Source organism: Streptomyces sp. NPDC051664, from assembly GCF_044453545.1.
GTDB lineage: Bacteria > Actinomycetota > Actinomycetes > Streptomycetales > Streptomycetaceae > Streptomyces.
Map to the genome: position 1 here is coordinate 87,713 of NZ_JBITCU010000015.1, position 19,179 is coordinate 106,891.

The window sequence follows — 19,179 nt, forward strand, 5'->3', positions numbered from 1 at the left end:
CCACGCCCGCACGGGCACGCGGTGGGCACCCGTCGAGGGCGGGGCGCGGCGGATGCCGGTCGGGTGCCGGTCACCCGTTCGTCGCCTGAATCGCGCCGCCGGGCGAATGTGCCGTCGATGATGTCCACGGAGAGGTGTCCGTTTCCGGGACACCCGCGTCGCTGCCGTCGGCCCGGCGGGTTGATGAGCATCTGTTCACTGCGGCCGCTGATCGCCGTCTGGAGGCCGGTATGGGGAAGGTTCTCGGTGATGTGCTGGGGTACGCGGCCGGTGTCATGATCAGTCCGCTCCCGATCATCGCGATGATCCTCGTCCTGGCAACACCTCGGGGACGTCTCGGCGGATCGGTGTTCGCCATCGGCTGGGTGGTGGGGCTGTCGGCCCTGGGGGCGGTGATGCTGGCAATCGGCGGGCCGGGAGGCGCATCCGCCGACGGACAGCCTGCCACCTGGGTGGGAGGTCTCAAGCTCGGCTTGGGAGTGCTGCTCGCCTTGTTCGGTGTCCGGCTGTGGCACCGGCGCCCCAGGGGTGTCTCGCAGGTGGAGCTGCCGAAGTGGATGGGCGCGATCGACCGCTTCACCCCCGTGAAGATCCTCGGACTTGCGCTCTTGCTGTCGGCAGCCAATGTCAAGAATGCCGCGTTCACCGTCGCCGCGAGTGCCTCGATCAGCTCTTCAGGAATTCCTGTCGGGGAGCAGATCGCGGCGTTGGCAGTGTTCGTGGTCATCGCATCCCTCGGGGTGCTGGCTCCGCTGGCGGTCTTCCTGGTCGCGGGCGAGCGAGCCAGGAGCACGCTCAGCGGCTGGAAGAACTGGGCCGCACAGCACAACACCGCCGTGATGGCGGTGCTGTGCTTCGTGATCGGGCTGAAGCTGCTCGGGGACGGCATCGCCGTCCTCGCCGCTTGACTGTCGGGGATGCGCCTCGAGCAGGTTCGCGCGCGTGAAGTCACGCCCCTGTTGCCCTACTCGCCCCCGGCTTCGTCGCGGTGGTGGCCCGGGTCGAGCACTTCGTCGGCGCTGCGGGGTCCGGTGCGCGCGATCCTGACCGCGCACTGTCTGCCCCACCACTGCCGGCCGAGCGGAGGAGCCCGTTTGCCGAGGCGGAAAGCGACCTCGAATCGGAAACCCGAGTGATCTTTGCAGCGAACGAGGCCGAGGCATGACGAGAGGAGTCAGGGCCGCCCGGGTGGCTCCCGGGAGCCGGGCCGGGAGCCACCCAGCACAGCGTCGGACGGTCTCCCCCGGACGACCCATGCCGCATCGAAGCTGCTGACAGGGGCCCACGGGCGGGCTTTCCTGAGCCCCTTCTTAGACGCTCCTTAAGCCCGCCATAACGATCGCCGAGTACCCCTTCCAGCAGCCTTTTCCGGGTCGGCGGGCGGCTAGCTTCTCCTGCACGCAGACGTGAACCGCCGAAGGAGAAACACACCATGACCGTGATCAGGACCGCTCGCCGCAAGGCCGCCGCAATCGTCGCGCTCGGTGTGGCGCCGCTCGCGCTGACCGGTCTGTCCGCGGCTCCGGCCGCCGCACATGGCTCGCTGACGGATCCGGTCAGCCGGGTCTCCGCCTGCTTCGCGGAGGGGCCCGAAAATCCGAAGTCGGCGGCGTGCGTGGCCGCGGTCGCGGCGGGCGGGACGCAGGCGCTGTACGACTGGAACGGGGTCAACATCGCCAATGCGGCAGGAAATCACCGGCAGTTGATTCCGGACGGCAAGCTGTGCAGCGCGGGCAACGACAAGTTCAAAGGGCTCGACCTGCCGCGCGCCGACTGGCCGTCGACCAAGATGGCGGCGGGCAGCCACACTTTCCGCTTCCGGGCCACCGCACCGCACAAGGGCTCGTTCGAGCTGTATCTCACCAAGGCCGGTTACGACCCGACGAAGCCCCTGAAGTGGTCGGATCTGGAGTCCGAGCCGTTCGCCACGGCCGCCGACCCGAAGCTGGAGAACGGATCGTATGTGTTCGACGGCACCGTGCCGAAGCGTTCGGGACGGCAGCTGATCTACACCGTCTGGCAGCGCTCGGACTCCCCCGAGGCGTTCTACGCCTGCTCCGATGTGGTCTTCGGGGGCACCGACGGCGGTGCCGGCGGCAGTGGTTCGGTGGGCGCGGTCCCCGCGCCGACCGCGTCCGCGCCGTCCGAGCAGGAGATCGCCGGGGGCGCCGGCAAGTCGTCCGTGGAGCACGGCGGTCATGGTGACGACGATGCCGGCACGGGCGCGGAGGTCACCCAGGCGGCTCCGGCCGCCGAGGCGTCGGCCGGCCCGTCCGAGGCGAACGCACCCGAGCCGGACAGCGCCACCGGCCCCGCCCCGGCGGGCGAGAGCCTCGCCGAGACGGGTGGCGACGGCAGTACCCCGTACCTTGCGATCGGCGGTGCGGCCGCGCTCGCCGTCGGTGCGGCCGCCATGTTCGCCTCGGTCCGTCGCCGGGCCGGTGAAGCGGCCCGGCGCGGACACTGAGAGGCGGTTCGGGCCTGGCCTAACCGATGACGGAGGCGCAGGTGGTCGGGGTGGCGTGCGCCGGGTCCAGGGCGTTCGCCACCTCGTGGTAGGCGATCAGGTCCACGGTCCCGATCGCCACATGCTCGGACAGGTCGACCGGGCACAGGTCCTGGAGCAGGACGTTGCGTACGTTCGGCCCGTTCAGGTACTGCGTGCGGTAGGGGGTCACGACCTCGTCGTACCTGGTCGCGATGACCGTGTACCGCACCCCGGGCACGGTGTCGCCGCCCGCGTTGAGCTTGGTGATGAAGGGGGATCCGGCCATCTGGTCGGCGAGGCCGGGCGTGTGGGCGTTCAGCAGGTCCTCGGCACCCGGGAAGTACGGCAGCAGGTTGGTCAGCCCGAGGAGGGTGGTGCCGTGGTTGTCGGGGGCGAGTCCGATCAGGGCGTTCACCTTGGCGGCGCCACTGAGGAACTTCAGGTAGTAGTTGGGCATCATGCCGCCCTGGGAGTGGCCGACGATGTCGGCCTTGGGCGCTCCGGTGGCGGCGAGCACCTGGTCGACGAAGGTGGCGAGCTGCCCGGCCGATTTGTCGATCGGGCCGAGGCCGTTGAAGAACGGCACGCCGGGCAGCTGCCCGTAGTCGAGCGAGTAGACGCAGTAGCCCCGGCCTACCAGGTACGGGGCGAGGACGAGCCAGTTGTCGACCGAGTTCCCGAAGGTTCCGTGGACCAGGACGACGGGGCGTGGGTGGGCTGCGGAGGGTTTGCAGGAGTAGTCGTTCCAGCCACGGGAGGGGGCTGTGGCGGCGGTGGGGGTGGCTGCGGTGGCGGTCGCCGTGGGGGTGGCGAACGCTGCGACGGCGAGGAGCAGTGCGGCGAGTCGTCTCCGCGCACGTGGGGTGCGCGGCGCACGTGTCCAGGGCAGCATCGTGTGGTCTCCTTGCGGCTCAAGGGAGTTGCGATGTCACTGCGCCCTGCGGCCCGGACCACAAGTTCTGTACCGACGTTCTATGTGCTCATGCCAAATTACGCGCGAGTAAGGCAGCGAGGGAAGTTACGCGTCGGTAAAAACTGACGCAGCATCACTCCAGATCCAGGTCGATCCACATGCCGGCAGGTCAGGCAGCGAGTCGGCCCGGCATCACGGCCTGCGGGCCAAACCTTGCCCGCAGCCGGTCCGCCACCGCCTCGATCCGCCGCGCCCGTTCGTCCACCGGATCGAACGACAGCTGATGGGCGGCCCGTTCGCGGCCCGTGAGCCCCTCGGCGCGCAGCCCGATCCCCCGCACCCGGGCCCGCTGCAGCCCGAACGAGTCATGGATCCGGTAGGCGAGTCCGGTGAGCTCTGCGGAGTGGGCGGTGGGCTCACGGAGCGTGCGGCTGCGGGTCAGCGTCGAGTAGCCGGTCCGGTCGGCGTAGCGCACGGAGACCGCGAGCGCCCGGCACACCTGGCCGTCCCCGCGCATCCGGGCCCCCAGCTCCTCGGCGAGCGACATGAGTGCGCGGCGCTGCCGCTCCGGGTCCAGTTCGTCGCGCGGGAAGGACCGCTCTGCGGCGACCGACCGGGCGGCGGCGTTCGGCACGACCTTCGTACGGTCGATGCCGTGCGCCCGCTCCCACAGTTCGCGCCCGGTCCGTACGCCGGTGATCCGTTGCAGGGTGGCGAGCGGAGCCGCCGCGATCCGGCCGACGGAGTCGAGCCCGTATCCGCACAGGGTGCGGGCGGTAGCCGCCCCGACACCGTCCAGTGCGACGGCCGGCTCGGCCGCGAGGAATGCGGCACCCCCGCCGCCGGGCACCACAAAAGTCGTCCCGGGCGCGGCCCGCCGCGCCGCCATCCGGGCCAGCATCGGGTTCTCGGCCGCCCCCATCGCACAGTCCACCCCGTGCAGGGCGAGCGCACGGACCCGGATCACCGCCGCCAGCCCTGCCGCGTCCCGCCCGAAGTAGCGCAGCGCACCGCTCACATCGGCGAGCGCCCCGTCCGGCGGCGCCGCCTCGACGACCGGGGTGAATGCGCCGAGGAGAGCGAGCAGCCCGGCGTAACCGGCGCTGTCCGGAAGGCCGCCGCCGACCTTGCGGAACCGCAGGTACAGGATCCCCGGCTCCTCGTACGTGTCGCTCATCCCGCACTCCCCGGGGACTGGTGCCACAGCTTCCTTCCGGTGGCGACGCCTTCGCCGGGCGGCTGGAGGTCGGACCAGGGGTTCATCTCGTATCCGGTCGGCAGGTGGATGCGGCGGCCGTTGTCGGCCACCCGGTCGCCCGGGGGCTCCTCCTCCGCTGCGGGATCCTCCGCCAGCCGGGCCGCGACCGCGTCGAGTCCGCCGGTACGCCGCAGTTCGGCGAGTTCCGCCAGGTTCCAGGCGGCCTCGCCGACCACACTGAGACTCTGCGGCCCGCGCCGCTGCACCACTCCACGCACGAGCAGCAGCCAGGAGTGGAAGACGGTGTGCGCGCAGGCGGCGTGGCTGTCGTCGAAGAAGGCCAGGTCGACCAGGCCCGTACCGTCGTCCAGGGTGGTGAAGATGACCCGGCGGCCGGACCGGATCGGCGGGGTCTGAGTGGCCGCCTTGGCGCCCGCGACCAGCACGGTCTCCCCGTGTCGCGCCTCGCGCAGCCCCTTGGCGGAGACCGCGCCGAGCTCCTTCAGGAACGCATGGTGATCGCCCATCAGATGACGGGAGACGTCCATGCTCAGAACGCCGAGCTCGGCGCTGAGGCGCTCCGCTTCGTTCAGGTCGGGCAGGCCGATGGAGCCGGTCTTCCGGCCGTCGTCGAGCGGGAGTTGCGCGCCACCGGATCCGGACCTCGCCCCGGTTCCCCGCTGGGCACGGTGGAGTTCGGAGAGATGCAGCAGCAGATCACGGCGGTTGGCACCGAAAGCGTCCAATGCGCCGACCTGGGCCAGTCGTTCGGCGGCCGGCCTGCCCGGCCGGGCCCGCTGCCAGAAGTCCAGCAGCGAGGTGTACGGCTGCCCGTCCTCGATCCGGGCGACCTCGGCCTTGTTGATGCCATGGACGTCCGAGAGCGCCAGCCGCAGCCCCCACACCCCGGAACCCTCCTCCTTGCCGGACACCAGTTCGATTCGATGGGCGGCCGCCGACCTGTTCACATCCAGCGGCAGCACCGGCACACCGCGCCGCCGCGCGTCCGCGAGCAGCAGCCGCTTCGGGTACATCCCCGGGTCATGGGTGAGCAGCCCGGCGTAAAAAGCCGCCGGGTGGTGCGCCTTGAGCCACGCCGACTGGTACGTCGGTACGGCGAAGGCGACCGCGTGCGCCTTGCAGAAGCCGTACGAGCCGAACGCCTCGATGATCTCCCAGGTCCGGGCGATCACTTCGGCGCTGTAGCCCTTCGCCGCCGCCCGCTGCGCGAACCCGGCCTTGATCCGGACCTGCTGCTCGGGGTCGGAGAGCCCGCGCCGCACCCGGTCGGCCTCGTCCCGGCCGCAGCCGGTCATGATGTCGACCATCTCGATGATCTGCTCGTGGAAGACGACCACGCCGTATGTCTCGCGCAGCGGTCCCTCCAGGTCGGGGTGGGGGTAGCGGACGGGCGCCCGGCCGTGCCGGGCCTCGATGAACGGCCGCACCATGTCGGCGGCGACCGGCCCCGGCCGGAACAGCGAGATGTCGACCACCAGATCGTGGAAGGTGGCGGGCTGCAGCCTGCCGACCAGATCGCGCTGGCCCGGCGACTCGATCTGGAAGCAGCCCAGCGTCTCGGCGGTCCTGATCAGCCGGTACGTCTCCGGGTCGCCGGGCGGCACGGCGTCCAGGTCGATCTCCTGGCCCGAGGCCCGCTTCACCTCCATGACCGCGTGCGCCATCGCCGACTGCATCCGTACGCCAAGCACATCGAGCTTGAGCAGCCCGAGGTCCTCCACGTCCTCCTTGTCGAACTGCGCCATCGGGAAGCCTTCGCCGCTGGTGGGCATGACGGGCGTACGGCGCAGCAGCGAGGCGTCCGAGAGGAGCACCCCGCACGGGTGCATGGCGATGCCGCGCGGCAGGGCGTCCAACGCCTCCACCAGCTCCCAGAGCCGCCCGTACTTCTCCTTCTCCCGCGCCACCCCGCGCAGTTCGGGCAGCTCCTCCATGGCCGCACGGGCATCGCGGGCCCGGATGTGCGGGAAGGCCTTGGCGAGCCGGTCGGTCTCGGCCGGGTTCATGGAGAGCGCGGCGCCGACGTCCCTGATGGCATGGCGCACCCGGTAGGTCTCGGGCATGGCGACGGTCGCGACCCGCTCGGCGCCGAAGCGTCCGATGATCGCGCGGTAGACGTCGAGGCGGCGGGCGGACTCGACGTCGATGTCGATGTCGGGCAGCACGAAGCGGCGCTTGGAGAGAAAGCGCTCCATCAGCAGCCCGTGCTCGACGGGGTCGGCGTGGGCGATGCCCAGGAGGTGGTTGACCAGGGAGCCGGCCCCGGAGCCGCGCGCAGCCACCCTGACCTTCATCTCCCTTACGTCATCGACGACTTGGGCGACCGTCAGGAAGTAGGAGGCGAAGCCGTGGTAGCCGATGATGTCCAGCTCGTGGTGCATCCGCTCCCAGTAGTCGCGCCTGCGGTCGTAGCCGCGCAGCACCATGCCGGCGGCGGCGCGGGAGGCCAGTACGTGCTGGGCGGTGCGGCGGCCCGCGCCGACGAGGTGCGGCTCGGGGAAGTGGACGGTGCCGAGGCCGAGGTCACGCTCGGGGTCGACGGCGCAGGCGTCGGCGGTGCGCCGGGTCTCCGCGAGCAGCCGCGCTCCGGCATCGCGGCCGAGTCCGGCGGCGGAAGTGATCCGCTCGGCGGTCTCCCGCATCGCACGGTCGTCCTTGAGCCAGCGCTCACCGCTGTCGAGTGGGGCGCGGCGCGGATCGACGGGGACGAGCCTGCGGGCCGCGTCGAGCACGTCGGCGACCGGGCCCTGCCCGGCGTCGGCATACCGGACGGCATTGGTCAGCACGGCCCGTACCCCTTGTTCGGCAGCGAAGCCGACGGTACGGGCGGCGAGCCGCAGCGACCCGGGGCCGGTGCCTTCACGCCCGTGGTGGACGGCTTCGAGGCGCAGGTCGTCGCCGTAGATCTCCCGCCAGGGTGCGAGCAGCACGGCGGCCCGGTCGGGGCGTCCGGCGGCCAGTGCCCTGCCGACCTCGGAGGCCGGGCCGAGCAGCACGGTGAGCCCTTCGGCGGGCAGCGCCGACCGATCGACCAGGGGCTGCCCGGCACCGGCCTGCGGATCGCCGGTCACGGCATGCGCGGCGGTGACGAGGCGGCACAGCTCCGCCCAGCCGCGTGCGCCGTCCCGGGCGAGAAAGGTGACCCGGGGCGCCGATTCATCGACGAAGGCGCCGCCACGGACCGGGGTCCGCAGCCGGTTCGTACGCCCGCCCTCCGGCGTACGCTCCGCGCCCTCCGCCCCCACCGCGAGCCCCACCCCGAAGAGCGGCCGCACCCCGGCCCTGTCGCAGGCCTTGGCGAAGCGGACCGTGCCTGCGAGGGTGTCGCGGTCGGTCAGCGCGAGGGCATCCATCCCCCGCTCGGCAGCGCGCTCCACCAGCCGCTCCGGGTGCGAGGCCCCATAGCGCAGGGAGAACCCGGAAACGGTGTGCAGATGCGTGAACCCGGGCACCCGCACCTCCTGGACCGATCCGTACTCACCACCCCCTCGCTCTCCACCATAGACCAAGTTTCGAACATCCGTACGATAATCGAGGCGCCCCCGCTCTTCCGCCATTCGACCCGCCCCCGCCTGCGCGAATGCCGGACTCTCCCGGACCGTGGGGCATGACTTTCGCTGACGAGGTGAGGAACGCCGTCACCGCACGGGCCGCGCTGCTGGTCGTCGGCGCAGACACCGCAGCTGCTGTTCATCGCCTCCTGCGTCGGCGCGCCGGACGACACCGAGGGAGCGGCGACCGCCCCCGGTGGCTCGAACCCTGCCTGAGGGCAGGGATCAGCCCAGCATCTCCTCGACGAGACCGGCTGCCCGTGCCGTACCGCCCTCGGCCCGCGCTTCGGCGCGGAGCTGCGCCGAGCGCCGGGCGACATCCTCGTCGGCGACGAGTTCGGTGAGCGCGGTGCGCAGGGCCACGGCGGTGGCCTGAGCGGTGTCGATGCGGCGGGCCACGCCCAGGCCGACGAGCCGAGGCCCGCGACGTGGACAAGCTTCCGGGGAAGCTCAGCCACTACGACGTGAACGGCGCGACTGTCGAAGCCAACGACCTCGTTTCACGGCTCACCGTGCCGTGCCGAATGCCAGGCGAACTCACGGCGCCGTCCCAGAAGGTGCTGCTCCAGGGACAGGCTTCCAACACCCTGCTCAACGGGACCGACGTCCAGCAGAAGACGGTGGACCAGCAGGTCACCTTCCTCTACCTCATGACCCGCAGAGCCACCGACGCACTCGGCTGCCAAAACGACCCGCTGGCGAAGAAGCCCGTGGTGAACGCATCGGCCGAGCCTTCCGCATAGCAGCGGTGGGCCCGCTTGCCCCCGTGGGGGAGGCAAGCGGGCCCTCGCTCGCTTCGCTCACACGAGTGAGCGAGGCCGGCATCAGCCGATCTCGGCCCCGAATGCCGCCAGCGCCTCGGGCACCGGCTGGAAGAAGGTCTCCCCGCCCGAGGAGCAGTCACCGCTGCCGCCGGAGGTCAGGCCGATCGCGGTGTCGCCCGCGAAAAGCGAGCCGCCGCTGTCGCCCGGCTCCGCGCAGACCGTCGTCTGGATGAGGCCTTCCACGATGTCGCCATTGCCGTAGTTCACCGTGGCGTCGAGGCCGGTGACCTGGCCGTCGTGCACCTGGGTGGTGGAACCGCTACGGGTCACCGTCATGCCGACGGTCGCCTCGCCCGCCTTGGTGATCGGCTGGGTGGAGCCGTTGTAGAGGTCGACCTCGCTGGGGTGCGGCGTGTCGGAGGTGTACTTCACCAGCCCGAAGTCGTTGCCCGGGAATTCGGATCCCGCGTTCGTTCCGATCTCCGCGCCGCCCTGCGAGTCGGACCAACTGCTGATCGCCTCGGTGCAGTGTCCCGCGGTCAGGAAGTACGGCTCACCGTCCTTGACCACGTTGAAGCCGAGCGAGCAGCGCCCGCCGTTGCCCCAGATCGCGTCGCCGCCGGCGATGAACGGCTTGAACTCCCCAGCGGTCTTCTTGAGTTCGGCCTTGCCGCCCAGCCCCTCGACGACCGTGCTGAGTCTGTCCCAGGCGGCGCCGTCGACCGTGCGGTCGGCGGTGACGACCACCTTGTTGCTGACCGGATCGACGGCCCATGAGGTGCCGGGGATCGCGGCCTTGGTGGTGAGGGTCTGCCGGGCCGACTTCAGCTCGGCGAGCGAGTTCGTCACGACCTTCGCCCTGCCGCCCGCCTGCCGCACCTGCTCGGCGGCGGCCCGGTCGACCACGTTCACGACCAGGTTCTTCGACTTGGCGTCGTAGTACGAGCCGGCCGCGTCGCCGCCCAGATCCTGCCCGAGAGTGGTGGCGAGCTTTCCGGCCGCGTTCGCCGTCAGGGTCCGGACGGTGAACTGCGGTACGTCGTCACTGGCGTTCGCACTCTGGAACGTGACTCCCGCTGCGACCAGGGCGACGACGGCCGATCCGGCCATGACCGCGCGCTTCCTGGATATGCGTCGATGCTTCAACTTCTACCTCCTGTGGGGCCGTACACAGGCAAGTGGGGTGCCTTGGGTACGGAGGATGGAGCCGCCCACTATTCCGACCGGGCAGATAGCACACAAGGTCGACTTCAGGACGCACACACGACACCACCGTTTCGCCGCGCCGTGTTCACTTACCCGGCGTCACACCATGTCGGTTCCGATTGCGAACACCGCGTGCAACCGACCGGTCGGCAGTGGGTGAGGACTGGACCTGTCCGGTATTGGCCCTTGCGGGTCCGGTTCACGCCCCTGACGGATGCGCGGTCAGGCTTTACCTCAACAGGGGGCCTCTATAAGGCCGTTGATGGGTAATCATCGAATCGGCGGGAAAAGCCGGGCACGCAGTGCCCGCACCGAGCTGAGGAGGCACGGAGTGCGCAGTCGGGTGCGCGCGGCGGACGGGCGGCATCTGCTGGTCGAGCGTCTGGGGGATCCGCGGGGCAGACCGGTCTTTCTGCTGCACGGAACGCCCGGAAGCCGACTCGGTCCGGCTCCGCGCGGCATGGTGCTGTACCAGCGCAAGACGCAGCTGATCACCTACGACCGGCCTGGATACGGCGGCTCCGACCGGCTGCCGGGCCGCAGTGTCGCCGATGTCGTGGAGGACGTACGGGCCATCGCGGACCATATCGGGCTGGAGAGGTTCGCCGTGGTGGGCCGCTCCGGCGGCGCCTCGCACGCGCTGGCCTGCGCCGCGCTGATGCCCGAGCGGGTCACCCGTACCGCCGCACTGGTCGGGCTGGCCCCCTGGGGCGCGGACGGCCTCGACTGGTTCGACGGGATGGCCGCCTCCAATGTGCTGGCGTACTCCACGGCGGCGGCCGACCCGGACGGGCTGGCGGAGTCGTTCATCTCCCGGTCCGCGGTGATCAGACAGAATCCGGTTCGGCTCATCGACGATCTACGCCGGGAGCTGACCGATTCCGACCGGATGGTGGTGAACGACGCCGGGGTCCGCTCCATGCTGCTGAACAACTACCGCGAGGGGCTGCGCACTTCGGCATACGGCTGGATCGACGACGCGATCGCGTTCAGCCGCCCCTGGGGGTTCGACCCGGCGGACATCACGGGTCCGGTGCTGCTGTGGCACGGTGAGAAGGACGTGTTCTCACCGGTCGGTCACTCACGCTGGCTGGCCGAGCGCATCCCGCACGCCACCGTCGTGCTGGAACCGGCGGCCGCGCACTTCGACGCGCTGCACGCGCTCCCCCGGATCCTCACCTGGCTGCTGGACACACCCGCCGAGTGAGAGCCGGGTGAGCAGCGGGACCGGGAGCGTCCGGCGGCGGCCGGACGCTCCCGCGACTCACACCGCGAGCGGCTCCAGTTCGCGCTGGAAGCGCTCCTCCTCCCGGGCGATCCGGGTCAGCGGATGGTCGTCACCGAGCTGCCGGGACAGCTCCTCGACCGTCTCCGACCTGACCCGCAGCGCCTCGTCCTTGCGCCCCATCGCGTCGAGTGTCACCGCCATGTTCGACATCATCGCGAGGGTCTCCGGGTGATGTGCCCCGAGCACGTCCCGGAGCTGTCCGGCCACCCGCCGTTCCGTCTCCAGTACGAGTTCGAGATCGCCCCGTTCGGCCGTCGCGTTGGCCAGGTTCATCACACTGAACAACGTGTTGGGATGCTCGCGCCCGTACACCTCCCGCATCGTGGCGACCACCCGGGTCAGCACCCTCTCCGACTCCTCCGCCGCCCCGGCCCCCGAGTGGTAGACGCCGAGGTTGTTCAGGGCGGCCAGGGTGTACGGGTGCCTCTCCCCCGGTACCTTCATGTACTGGTCGACGACCTCCTGCGCGGCATCCCTGGCCTCGGTCGCCTCGCCCGCCGCGAACAGGTCGGCCGCCATGTTGAGGTCGCAGGCCAGCGATTCGGGGTTGGCCGAGGTGTATTTGGCCCGGTACCTGGCACGGGTGGCCACCGTGAGCCTGCGGGCGTCCTCCAGTCTCCCTGCCCTGCGCAGCGAGACCGCGAGGCTCTTGGCCGCACTCAGAGTGCCGGGGAAAGCGCGCCCGAGGGTCGCCTTGTAGCTGTCGTAGGTACGGCTGAGGATGGCGACGGAGTCCTCGTACCGTCCGACGTCACGCAGATCGCGGGCCAGGTTCATGGCGGAGGACAGGCTGTACGGATGCTCCGCGCCGAGCACCTCCACGCGCCGGTCGTACACGTCCTGGTCGATCTCGCGCGCCCTGGCGTACTGCCCGACGACCCGCAGGGTGAACGCCAGGTTGTTGGCCGCGGCCAGCGTCCTCGGGTGCGAATCGTGGAAGATCTGGCTGAATCCCTCGGTGGCCTCGGTCGCCAGCTCGATCGCCCTGGTGTACTCCCCCAGCGTGCCGAGGTCCGTCGCGAGGCTGCTGGTGCTCATGTACGTGTGCGGATGCTCGGGTCCCAGCATCTCCCGCTGACGGCTGAGGGTGATCTCGTCGAGTTCCCTCGCCTCCACGTAACGGCCGCGCGAGCGGTAGATGTTGGAGAGGTGGAAGCAGAGGTAGAGGTACTGGATGTCCCGCTCCCCCAGCGTCTCCTTCCAGAGGGCGCGCAGCTCCTCGCAGAGGGTGGTGGCCGTCCTGAAGTCACCGCGCTTCCATAGATAGCGGACCCGGTCGATCAGGAGCCTGCGGGCTTCGGGCTCCTTGCAGTTGCGTGCGTCGGACGGGCCGAGGTGCGGCCAGATGGTGGCGAACTGCGGCCAGGTCGACGGGTTGTCGATCGGCTCGTCGTCATCGGGCCGGGCGCCCGCCAGAATGCGGTGCACGACATGCCGGGCGTCCTGCTGCTCCTCCTCGCTGAGCTGCGCCCGGATGACGGCCTGAACCAGGCGGTGCACCTGGATGGAGTTGGAGACCTGGTCGACCTTGGCGAGGGCGAACCGGCCGATCTCCCGGATGACCCGGCCCAGCACCAGCTTCTCCTGGAGCGAGGCGTCGTACGGCTTGAGCGCCTCGATCATCTCCTTGCTGTACAGGAGGTTCCCCGAGATCGGCTCGGGGGCGAAGAAGGCACAGAGCTGCAGCAGCCGCACCGCGGCGGGTGAACGCTCCTTGAGACGTTCGATGGAGATGTTCCAGGTCGCGGCGACCGGCTCCGGGTAGCCGGCGGGCTGGTTGAGCGCCAGGACCTCGGGGGCCTGCTGGGCCAGCTGCTCCAGATAGGTGTCGATCGGGGTGGCGGTCTCCGCGATCCAGGCGGCCGCCTGTTCGACGGCGAGCGGCAGGTCGCCGACGGCGGTGGCCACCTGGGCGGCGTCCTCGTCGCTCAGCCCGGGGGCGCGGCGCTGGAGGTGTTCGATGGACTCCTCCCGCAGGAAGACATCGACGGGCAGCGCATCGCCGTGCTGGGACCATGCCTGGTTCCGGGAGGTGACCAGGATGTGGCCGGAGCCGCCCTGCGGGAAGTAGCGCCGCAGCCGTTCGGGATCGTCCGCGTTGTCGAAGACCAGCAGCCAGCGGTCCGAGGGGACCCCGCGCCGCAGCAGATCGACGGCCTCCTGGGAGGCGGCCGCCATGTCGTCGCCGCCCTGGGCGCCGAGGCGGACGGCGAGCTCGGCGAGCCCGGCCACCACGTCGTCGATCTGCTCGGACGATATCCACCACACCAGGTCGTAGTCGGCCATGAAGCGGTGCACGTACTCCAGGGCCACCTGGGTCTTGCCGACGCCGCCGAGCCCGTAGAGGGTCTGCGGCTGGGGAAGCACGACGGCCATCCCGCCGCCGAGCTGGTCGCGCATCCGCTCCAGGACGAGGGAGCGGCCGGTGAAGCCGGGGTTGCGCGGGGGTGCGTTCCAGATCCTCGGGACGGTTCCGGGGAAGCGCGGTCCGGGCGACACACCGTCGGTGAGCTGGACGGGCCGGTCCAGGGCGCGCAGCAGGGCGGTCGTGGCGTGCACCTCGTCGAGCCGGAAGAGGTCGACCGGGTTGCGGTCGATGTACGGCGCCGACAGCCGTACGTCACCGACCCTGAGCGGCAGCAGCTGGCGCCGGGCGGCTCCGGGGTCATCGGCGACGGCCCGGTCCCAGAGGGTCACCGCACGCTGCGACTTGAGGTAGGCGCTGGAGAGCAGCACCACGGTACGGGTCGCGTTCTCGGCGACCGAGGACCCCGGTTCCAGGGCCTCCCGTTCCGCGGACACGTCGCGTGGCACGACACGGAACCCGGCCCGGGTGAGGACTGATTCGATCCAGTCGGCCCACATCCGGTTCTCCGCCACATAGCTGAGGAACAGGTCGGCGGGCAGCGCGGGCCTGCGCCGGGTGAACGCGTCGCGGATACGCAACCGTACCTCTTCGCCGACCGGCGGCATCGAGGTGATCTGCTGGTCGGTGATGACGGAGGTGAGCCGTTCGAAGGCGGAGAGCAGCGAGTTGGTGAGACCGGCCTCGTCGCCGAAGGTGGCCAGGGTCTCCTCGTAGGCGTAGTAGGGACGGTACGGAATCTCCACCGCACCCCAGTAAGCGGTGAGTTCGTCGCCGGACAGATCGCGCGGCAGCCGGTCGAACTTCAGCCGGGCCAGCGCCCGTCCGGCGTCGGCCTTCTCCTTCTCGCCCTCGTCGATGCGCATCGGGACGGGGAAGATCGAGATGGGACGGCCGGTGTAGCGCTCGGAGATCTGCCGGGCGACGGAGGCGGCACCGTCGATGGACTGGTCGCTGAGGGTGAAGCAGTCGACGAGGACGTCGGGCAGATGGACGGTGCAGATGTCGGCGATGTCGCTGAGGCCGGTCCGGCTGTCGATGAGGACGTAGTCGTAGTTGGCCTTCATGTCGTCGCGCAGGGCGTCGAAGAAGTGGCCGCCGCCGAGCCGGTCGTAGAAGTTGTCCCAGTCGAAGGTGGAGACGGTCGCGGAGTACTCGCGGTTCTGCCGTCCGGCGGAGACGAAGTCGAGCGTTCCGCCCTGTGGGAACTCCCAGCCGAGCGTCTCGGGTGTGAGGGAGACCGCGTGCGGCTGGATCCGGGCGTAGTCACGATGCCAGTCGTCGGCGCGCTGGACCGGGCTGGTCGCGGCCCAGGCGTACTCGGTGATCAGATCGATGACGCCGGTGGTGGCGCCGAGGGTCGAAGGGTCGAGGAACGGGTGGAAGAACCGGTGGAGTCCCGGCGCCTCCAGGTCCCAGTCGACGGCCAGTACCCGTTTGCCGTTGGCGGCGAGTATCCAGGCGGTGTTGGCCAGGGCCATGGTGCGCCCCGTACCGCCCTTGTACGAGTAGAAGGTGACGATGCGCCCGTCACGACTGGCCGTCATCCGTGTCCTCCGCATCCGTCGCAGGGTGGTGTGTCTCCGGTATGAAGTGCGTCTGCGCCATCGGCCCGGTCAGCCGGGTCCGTTCGGTGTGTCCGCCGCCCGTCGCGGGTGGGTAGACCGCGGCATGTCTCAGGTACTGCTGGGCCGCCGCCTCGACCACCTGCGGCAGAACCTGGCCGAAGGCCTCCATGCTCGGTACGCCCCGGGCGGCGGCGCGGCAGTAGGCCCGGCCCTGGCGCATCTTGGTCGGCATCGTCTGTTCGAGCTTCGCGGTCAGCTCGGCCTCGGCGGCTCTGCTCTGGGGGTCCTCGCGGTTCCACGGCACGACCATCGTCACCCACGGGCGGTTCTCGGCGTCGAAGGCGGCGAGCCGCCGGCGCCGGTCCTCGTCCTGCAGGGCCCAGCGGTCGACGAGCAGGATCTCCGGTCTGCTGGGCGGTTGTTTGCCCTCCGGAGGGCCGGACTCCTCGTCGAAGGAGGCGATGGTGGCCTGGTAGTTGAGGGAGCGCACCAGGTCCTCGGCGACGTAGGCCAGGGGCCGTGCCGAGGCGGGGTGGTAGGGGTTCCAGTCCTGCGGGTTGTCGCCGTAGTAGTCGACGCTGCGCCCTTCGGGGAGGTCGTGGCGGGTGGCCGCCGCAATGGTCACCTGCATGGGGCGGGGGCCGGTCACTCCGCTGCTCGGTGAGCCGAAGGCGCTGGGGGCCAGGCGGTAGTCGACGGGACGGCCGGTGCCGATCCGCATGGTGTCGGCGACGTTGACTATGCGTTTGGCGAGCTCGTACACCGCCCGCTCGTACTCCTCGGCGAAGAGTCTGAGCTTGATCAGTCCGTACAGCCCGTCGCTGACGTAACGGTCCCCGAAGTCGCGGTGGTTGAACTGTAACCGCTCGGCGGGGCCCGGCAGTTGGCTGGGCGGCACCGGCACCCACAGGGCCGGGACGATGGCCTCGGCCGGCTGGTTGTGGCGAGCCCGGTAGTGGATGGCTCGCTGGGCGAAGGCGTACCACTCCTTGCCGCACATCTCGCTGGCGAAGTAGCGGGGCGAGAACAGCGGGACGAACACCCGGCAGGTGGCGAGCACCTCGCCGAGCCGTTCCGACCAGCCCTCGCCGGAGCGTATCTCGCGGTCCATGAAGCCTGCGGGCGCGCCCGCGGGCAGGTCGGTCATGGCCATCACATGGCCACAGAGATCCTGGAAGAGCCGTTCGACCCACATATCGGGGTCCGTTCCACCGCCGTACCCCGGTGTGTGCGCATAACTCAAGAAGAAGTACGGCCGATGGTCCGCCGCTCGCTGCTGCGTTGTTGCGTGCACACGACCCCCGTCCTGTGTGAGCACCCGCACCCGAGGAGTGAAAAGAATGCGAGCGAATTCATCATTCCGGAGCGGACCTTGCTCCACCCCCATGGCGTTCGGTCATTCAACGCCCCTTTTCGGTCATCCGTGCCCGACGCCATCGATCGCGTCCTTGATCGAACTCGCTCGTGGGTCGCCCCCTCCCGGTTGTCCCGTGTATGTGCCGGAGTCCGGACTGAACCGGAATCCCCGCTTCAGACCTCTTTTCTCATCAGGTCGAGCAGCTGCTTTCCGCTGACGGTGAGCTCGGCTGCGCGCTCCAGCGTTTCGATGGCCTGCGGTACGCCGTCGAGATAATGCGGCTCGAATGCCCCGAGCGCCACCCGTTCGTACGTTTCAGCCAGCAGCCGGGAAAACGGAACCAGTTCCTCCTGCCACGGCGTTCGATGTTCCCAGGAGCCGTCCGCCGCGTAAAGATCCGTGACGTCGAGCAGCGCCCGGAGCTTGGCCCGGCGAAAGCCCCGCAGCAGAGCGTGCGGCAACTGCTCGGTGTTGTCGTCCGGTCGGATGCCCAGCGCGCCGTATCCGTGACGTCCCACCGAGGGTTCCCCCGGCGCCGGGCCGCTCAGTGGCGTCACCGTGGTCAGACTTTCGGCCATCTCCGCGGCGTGCCGCGGTGCGCGCTTCGCGATCTGTGCCCAGGCCCGGTCCAGTCCGGCGCCGAGGCGGTCGGCCTCGTCCTGCCGGAGCCGGGCGGCCGGGCGGGCGGGGAAGCAGTCGCGGTACGGGTCCAGGTCGTCGAGCACCCAACGGAGAGCCGAGCCGGGCGCGTCACCGCCACCGAGCCGGCGCACCGGCAGCCAGCCCCGACCGGCCGCCCCGCCCCGCACGATCTGCCGTTCGAAAGCACCCTGACGGCCGTCACCCGCGCGGCGCACCAGGAAGCCGTCATCGGTGACGCGCACCTGGGCCGTGCCGTCCTGCGGCCCGTCGATCCGCAGCGAGCCGAGGCCGGGCAGGGCGAGCATGCCGTCCCGGTAGGCGACCGGTACGGCCAGATCGAGCCCGGCGCGGACCACGGCAGCCGCGATGTACGACGACAGGCGCCACGCGACCCTTCCGGCGCCAGGCCTCTCCTCGTGCACCGCGGAGAGTGCGTCATGCAGCCAGCTGCGGGCGTAGGGGTGCGCGAGCGCCTCGTCCAGGCCTCGCGATCCGTCCTCGGAGCCCTCGACCTTTGACGCCAGTTCCCAGGCAGCCGCCCAGTGGTCGCCGCCGCGTCCGTCCAGGTCGCTGTGGAGCACGGCGAGCGCGGTGCGGGTGAGGTCCCGCTGTTCGGCGCCCAGCTCGGCGGGGTCCGCCACCGCGGCCGGTACCGCGGAGGCCGACGTCCGCTCCTCGATGCCGCGCACCAGCGCCTCGAGATCGTCGCAGTACACGGAAGGGTGGTCGAACGCCCGGTCGGGATCCACGGCATCCAGCGACTTGTAGCGGTGCGTGTAGAGACCGCCGCCGCACGAACGCACGACGGGGCAACTGCGGCAGGTCTCGCTGACGCCGTCCAGCCCGAGCTGCCGGGCCCGGACCCCGGGATGGGCCGCGACCTCGTCGAAGGCGTGCGTGAAGACGTCGAACCCGGTGGCCGCCGCACCCTCGTAGGCGCTCTTGAGCGAGTCGACCTGCTCCAGCTGGCCGTCGGTCTCGACGACGACGAGGTCGGTGGGGGCGAGCCCGAGGGACTCGGTGAGGCTGGGACCCCCGCTCAGCGTGGACACGACCGAGGAGAAGAGCCGCACGGGCACCGGGCGCCCCTGCTCCTGCCAGCGGTCGAATACCGCGAGGAGCCAGTCGGCATAGGCGGTGCGCGAGCCGTCCGGGCGCGGCGGCGGCTCGTCCCAGGTGGCGTGCGGAAGAAGGAAGTCGATGAGCGGCGGATCGAGCTCGACGAGAGCGTCGAGGACCGCACGCGGGTCGTTCTCGATGTCGATCGTGCACAGGAGCCCGAGGTTCAGATGGCGGTACCGCTCCTGGCGGAGCAGCTCGACGGCCTTGAGGACCAAGGGGTGGCTGCTGCGTCCGTCGGCGAACCGGCGGTGCCGGTCGTTTGCCTCGCGGTCGCCGTCGAGGGAGATGCCCACCTTGACGTCGTACTCGCTGAAGAGGTCGAGATAGCGGGGGCTGAGCTGCAGACCATTGGTGTGGATACGGAGGTCGAGCTCGGAGACGCCGTCGAAGGCGGCGGTGAGTTCTTCGCAGATGCGCCTCAGTCTCGCGGGGCCCGCCAGTAGAGGCTCCCCTCCGTGCAGGATCACTGACACGGAGGGCAGTGCATGTGTCTTGGCATGCTCAGCCAGGCGCTGAGCAGTCCGGAAGATGACTTCGTCAGAGATAGTTTTCGGACGGGTACGCCAGCTCTGATCTGCATGTTCATAGACGTAGCAATGGTCGCAGGCAAGATCGCACCTGCTGTGAACCTTGAGAACGATTTCGCGGAAAGGGACCAGGGGTCCTGTCATTCCACCAGTCTAGCCAGCCCGGAGG

The 19,179-nt window shown here is 70.3% G+C and carries 11 protein-coding genes and 1 pseudogene; 4 read left to right on the plus strand and 8 right to left on the minus strand.

What is annotated here, in order from left to right:
• The first annotated feature begins 230 nt into the window (after positions 1–230).
• Positions 231–908 (plus strand): GAP family protein, encoded by a 678-nt coding sequence (locus ACIA8E_RS25895; RefSeq protein ID WP_399301706.1) that lies wholly within the window; start codon positions 231–233, stop codon positions 906–908.
• A 524-nt stretch (positions 909–1,432) separates the two neighbouring features.
• Positions 1,433–2,467 carry a lytic polysaccharide monooxygenase gene (locus ACIA8E_RS25900; protein ID WP_399301707.1) on the plus strand — a complete coding sequence of 345 codons (1,035 nt, stop codon included), beginning with the start codon at positions 1,433–1,435 and terminating at the stop codon, positions 2,465–2,467.
• 19 nt (positions 2,468–2,486) lie between these two features.
• On the opposite strand, the gene ACIA8E_RS25905 is transcribed toward ACIA8E_RS25900, so the two are convergent.
• From ACIA8E_RS25905 to ACIA8E_RS25920, 4 genes and pseudogenes are all read right to left on the minus strand, one after another.
• The gene (locus ACIA8E_RS25905) at positions 2,487–3,380 is read right to left on the minus strand and encodes an esterase/lipase family protein (RefSeq protein ID WP_399301708.1); all 894 of its coding nucleotides are present in this window, start codon (positions 3,378–3,380) and stop codon (positions 2,487–2,489) included.
• A gap of 190 nt (positions 3,381–3,570) precedes the next feature.
• Positions 3,571–4,578, minus strand: coding sequence for a hypothetical protein (locus ACIA8E_RS25910; RefSeq protein WP_399301709.1), 1,008 nt, complete (start codon positions 4,576–4,578; stop codon positions 3,571–3,573).
• A complete protein-coding gene (locus tag ACIA8E_RS25915; protein WP_399301710.1) occupies positions 4,575–8,072 on the minus strand; it encodes a DNA polymerase III subunit alpha in 3,498 nt (1,165 codons plus the stop codon). Before ACIA8E_RS25915 ends, ACIA8E_RS25910 begins: the two co-directional genes overlap by 4 nt.
• 324 nt (positions 8,073–8,396) lie before the next feature.
• A pseudogene (locus ACIA8E_RS25920) lies at positions 8,397–8,588 on the minus strand (glycosyl transferase); the annotation flags it as partial.
• A gap of 11 nt (positions 8,589–8,599) precedes the next feature.
• On the opposite strand from ACIA8E_RS25920, the gene ACIA8E_RS25925 reads away from it, so the two are divergent.
• Positions 8,600–8,914 carry a hypothetical protein gene (locus ACIA8E_RS25925; RefSeq protein ID WP_399301711.1) on the plus strand — a complete coding sequence of 105 codons (315 nt, stop codon included), beginning with the start codon at positions 8,600–8,602 and terminating at the stop codon, positions 8,912–8,914.
• Positions 8,915–8,995: 81 nt separating this feature from the next.
• Here the strand turns inward: ACIA8E_RS25925 and ACIA8E_RS25930 are convergent, their stop codons facing one another.
• Positions 8,996–10,081, minus strand: coding sequence for a S1 family peptidase (locus tag ACIA8E_RS25930; RefSeq protein WP_399301712.1), 1,086 nt, complete (start codon positions 10,079–10,081; stop codon positions 8,996–8,998).
• Positions 10,082–10,472: 391 nt separating this feature from the next.
• On the opposite strand from ACIA8E_RS25930, the gene ACIA8E_RS25935 reads away from it, so the two are divergent.
• On the plus strand, positions 10,473–11,348 hold the full coding sequence (locus ACIA8E_RS25935; RefSeq protein WP_329164545.1) for an alpha/beta fold hydrolase: 876 nt from the start codon (positions 10,473–10,475) through the stop codon (positions 11,346–11,348).
• A 57-nt stretch (positions 11,349–11,405) separates the two neighbouring features.
• Here the strand turns inward: ACIA8E_RS25935 and fxsT are convergent, their stop codons facing one another.
• From fxsT to fxsBH, 3 genes are all read right to left on the minus strand, one after another.
• Positions 11,406–15,341 carry an FxSxx-COOH system tetratricopeptide repeat protein gene (gene fxsT, locus ACIA8E_RS25940; protein ID WP_399301713.1) on the minus strand — a complete coding sequence of 1,312 codons (3,936 nt, stop codon included), beginning with the start codon at positions 15,339–15,341 and terminating at the stop codon, positions 11,406–11,408.
• The gene (gene fsxC / locus ACIA8E_RS25945) at positions 15,325–16,680 is read right to left on the minus strand and encodes an FxsC protein (RefSeq protein ID WP_267008147.1); all 1,356 of its coding nucleotides are present in this window, start codon (positions 16,678–16,680) and stop codon (positions 15,325–15,327) included. The genes fxsT and fsxC overlap by 17 nt, the downstream gene beginning before the upstream one ends.
• 212 nt (positions 16,681–16,892) lie before the next feature.
• A complete protein-coding gene (gene fxsBH, locus ACIA8E_RS25950) occupies positions 16,893–19,154 on the minus strand; it encodes a radical SAM/SPASM protein FxsBH, inactivated beta-hydroxylase extension form (RefSeq protein WP_399301714.1) in 2,262 nt (753 codons plus the stop codon).
• Between the last annotated feature and the right edge of the window lie 25 nt (positions 19,155–19,179).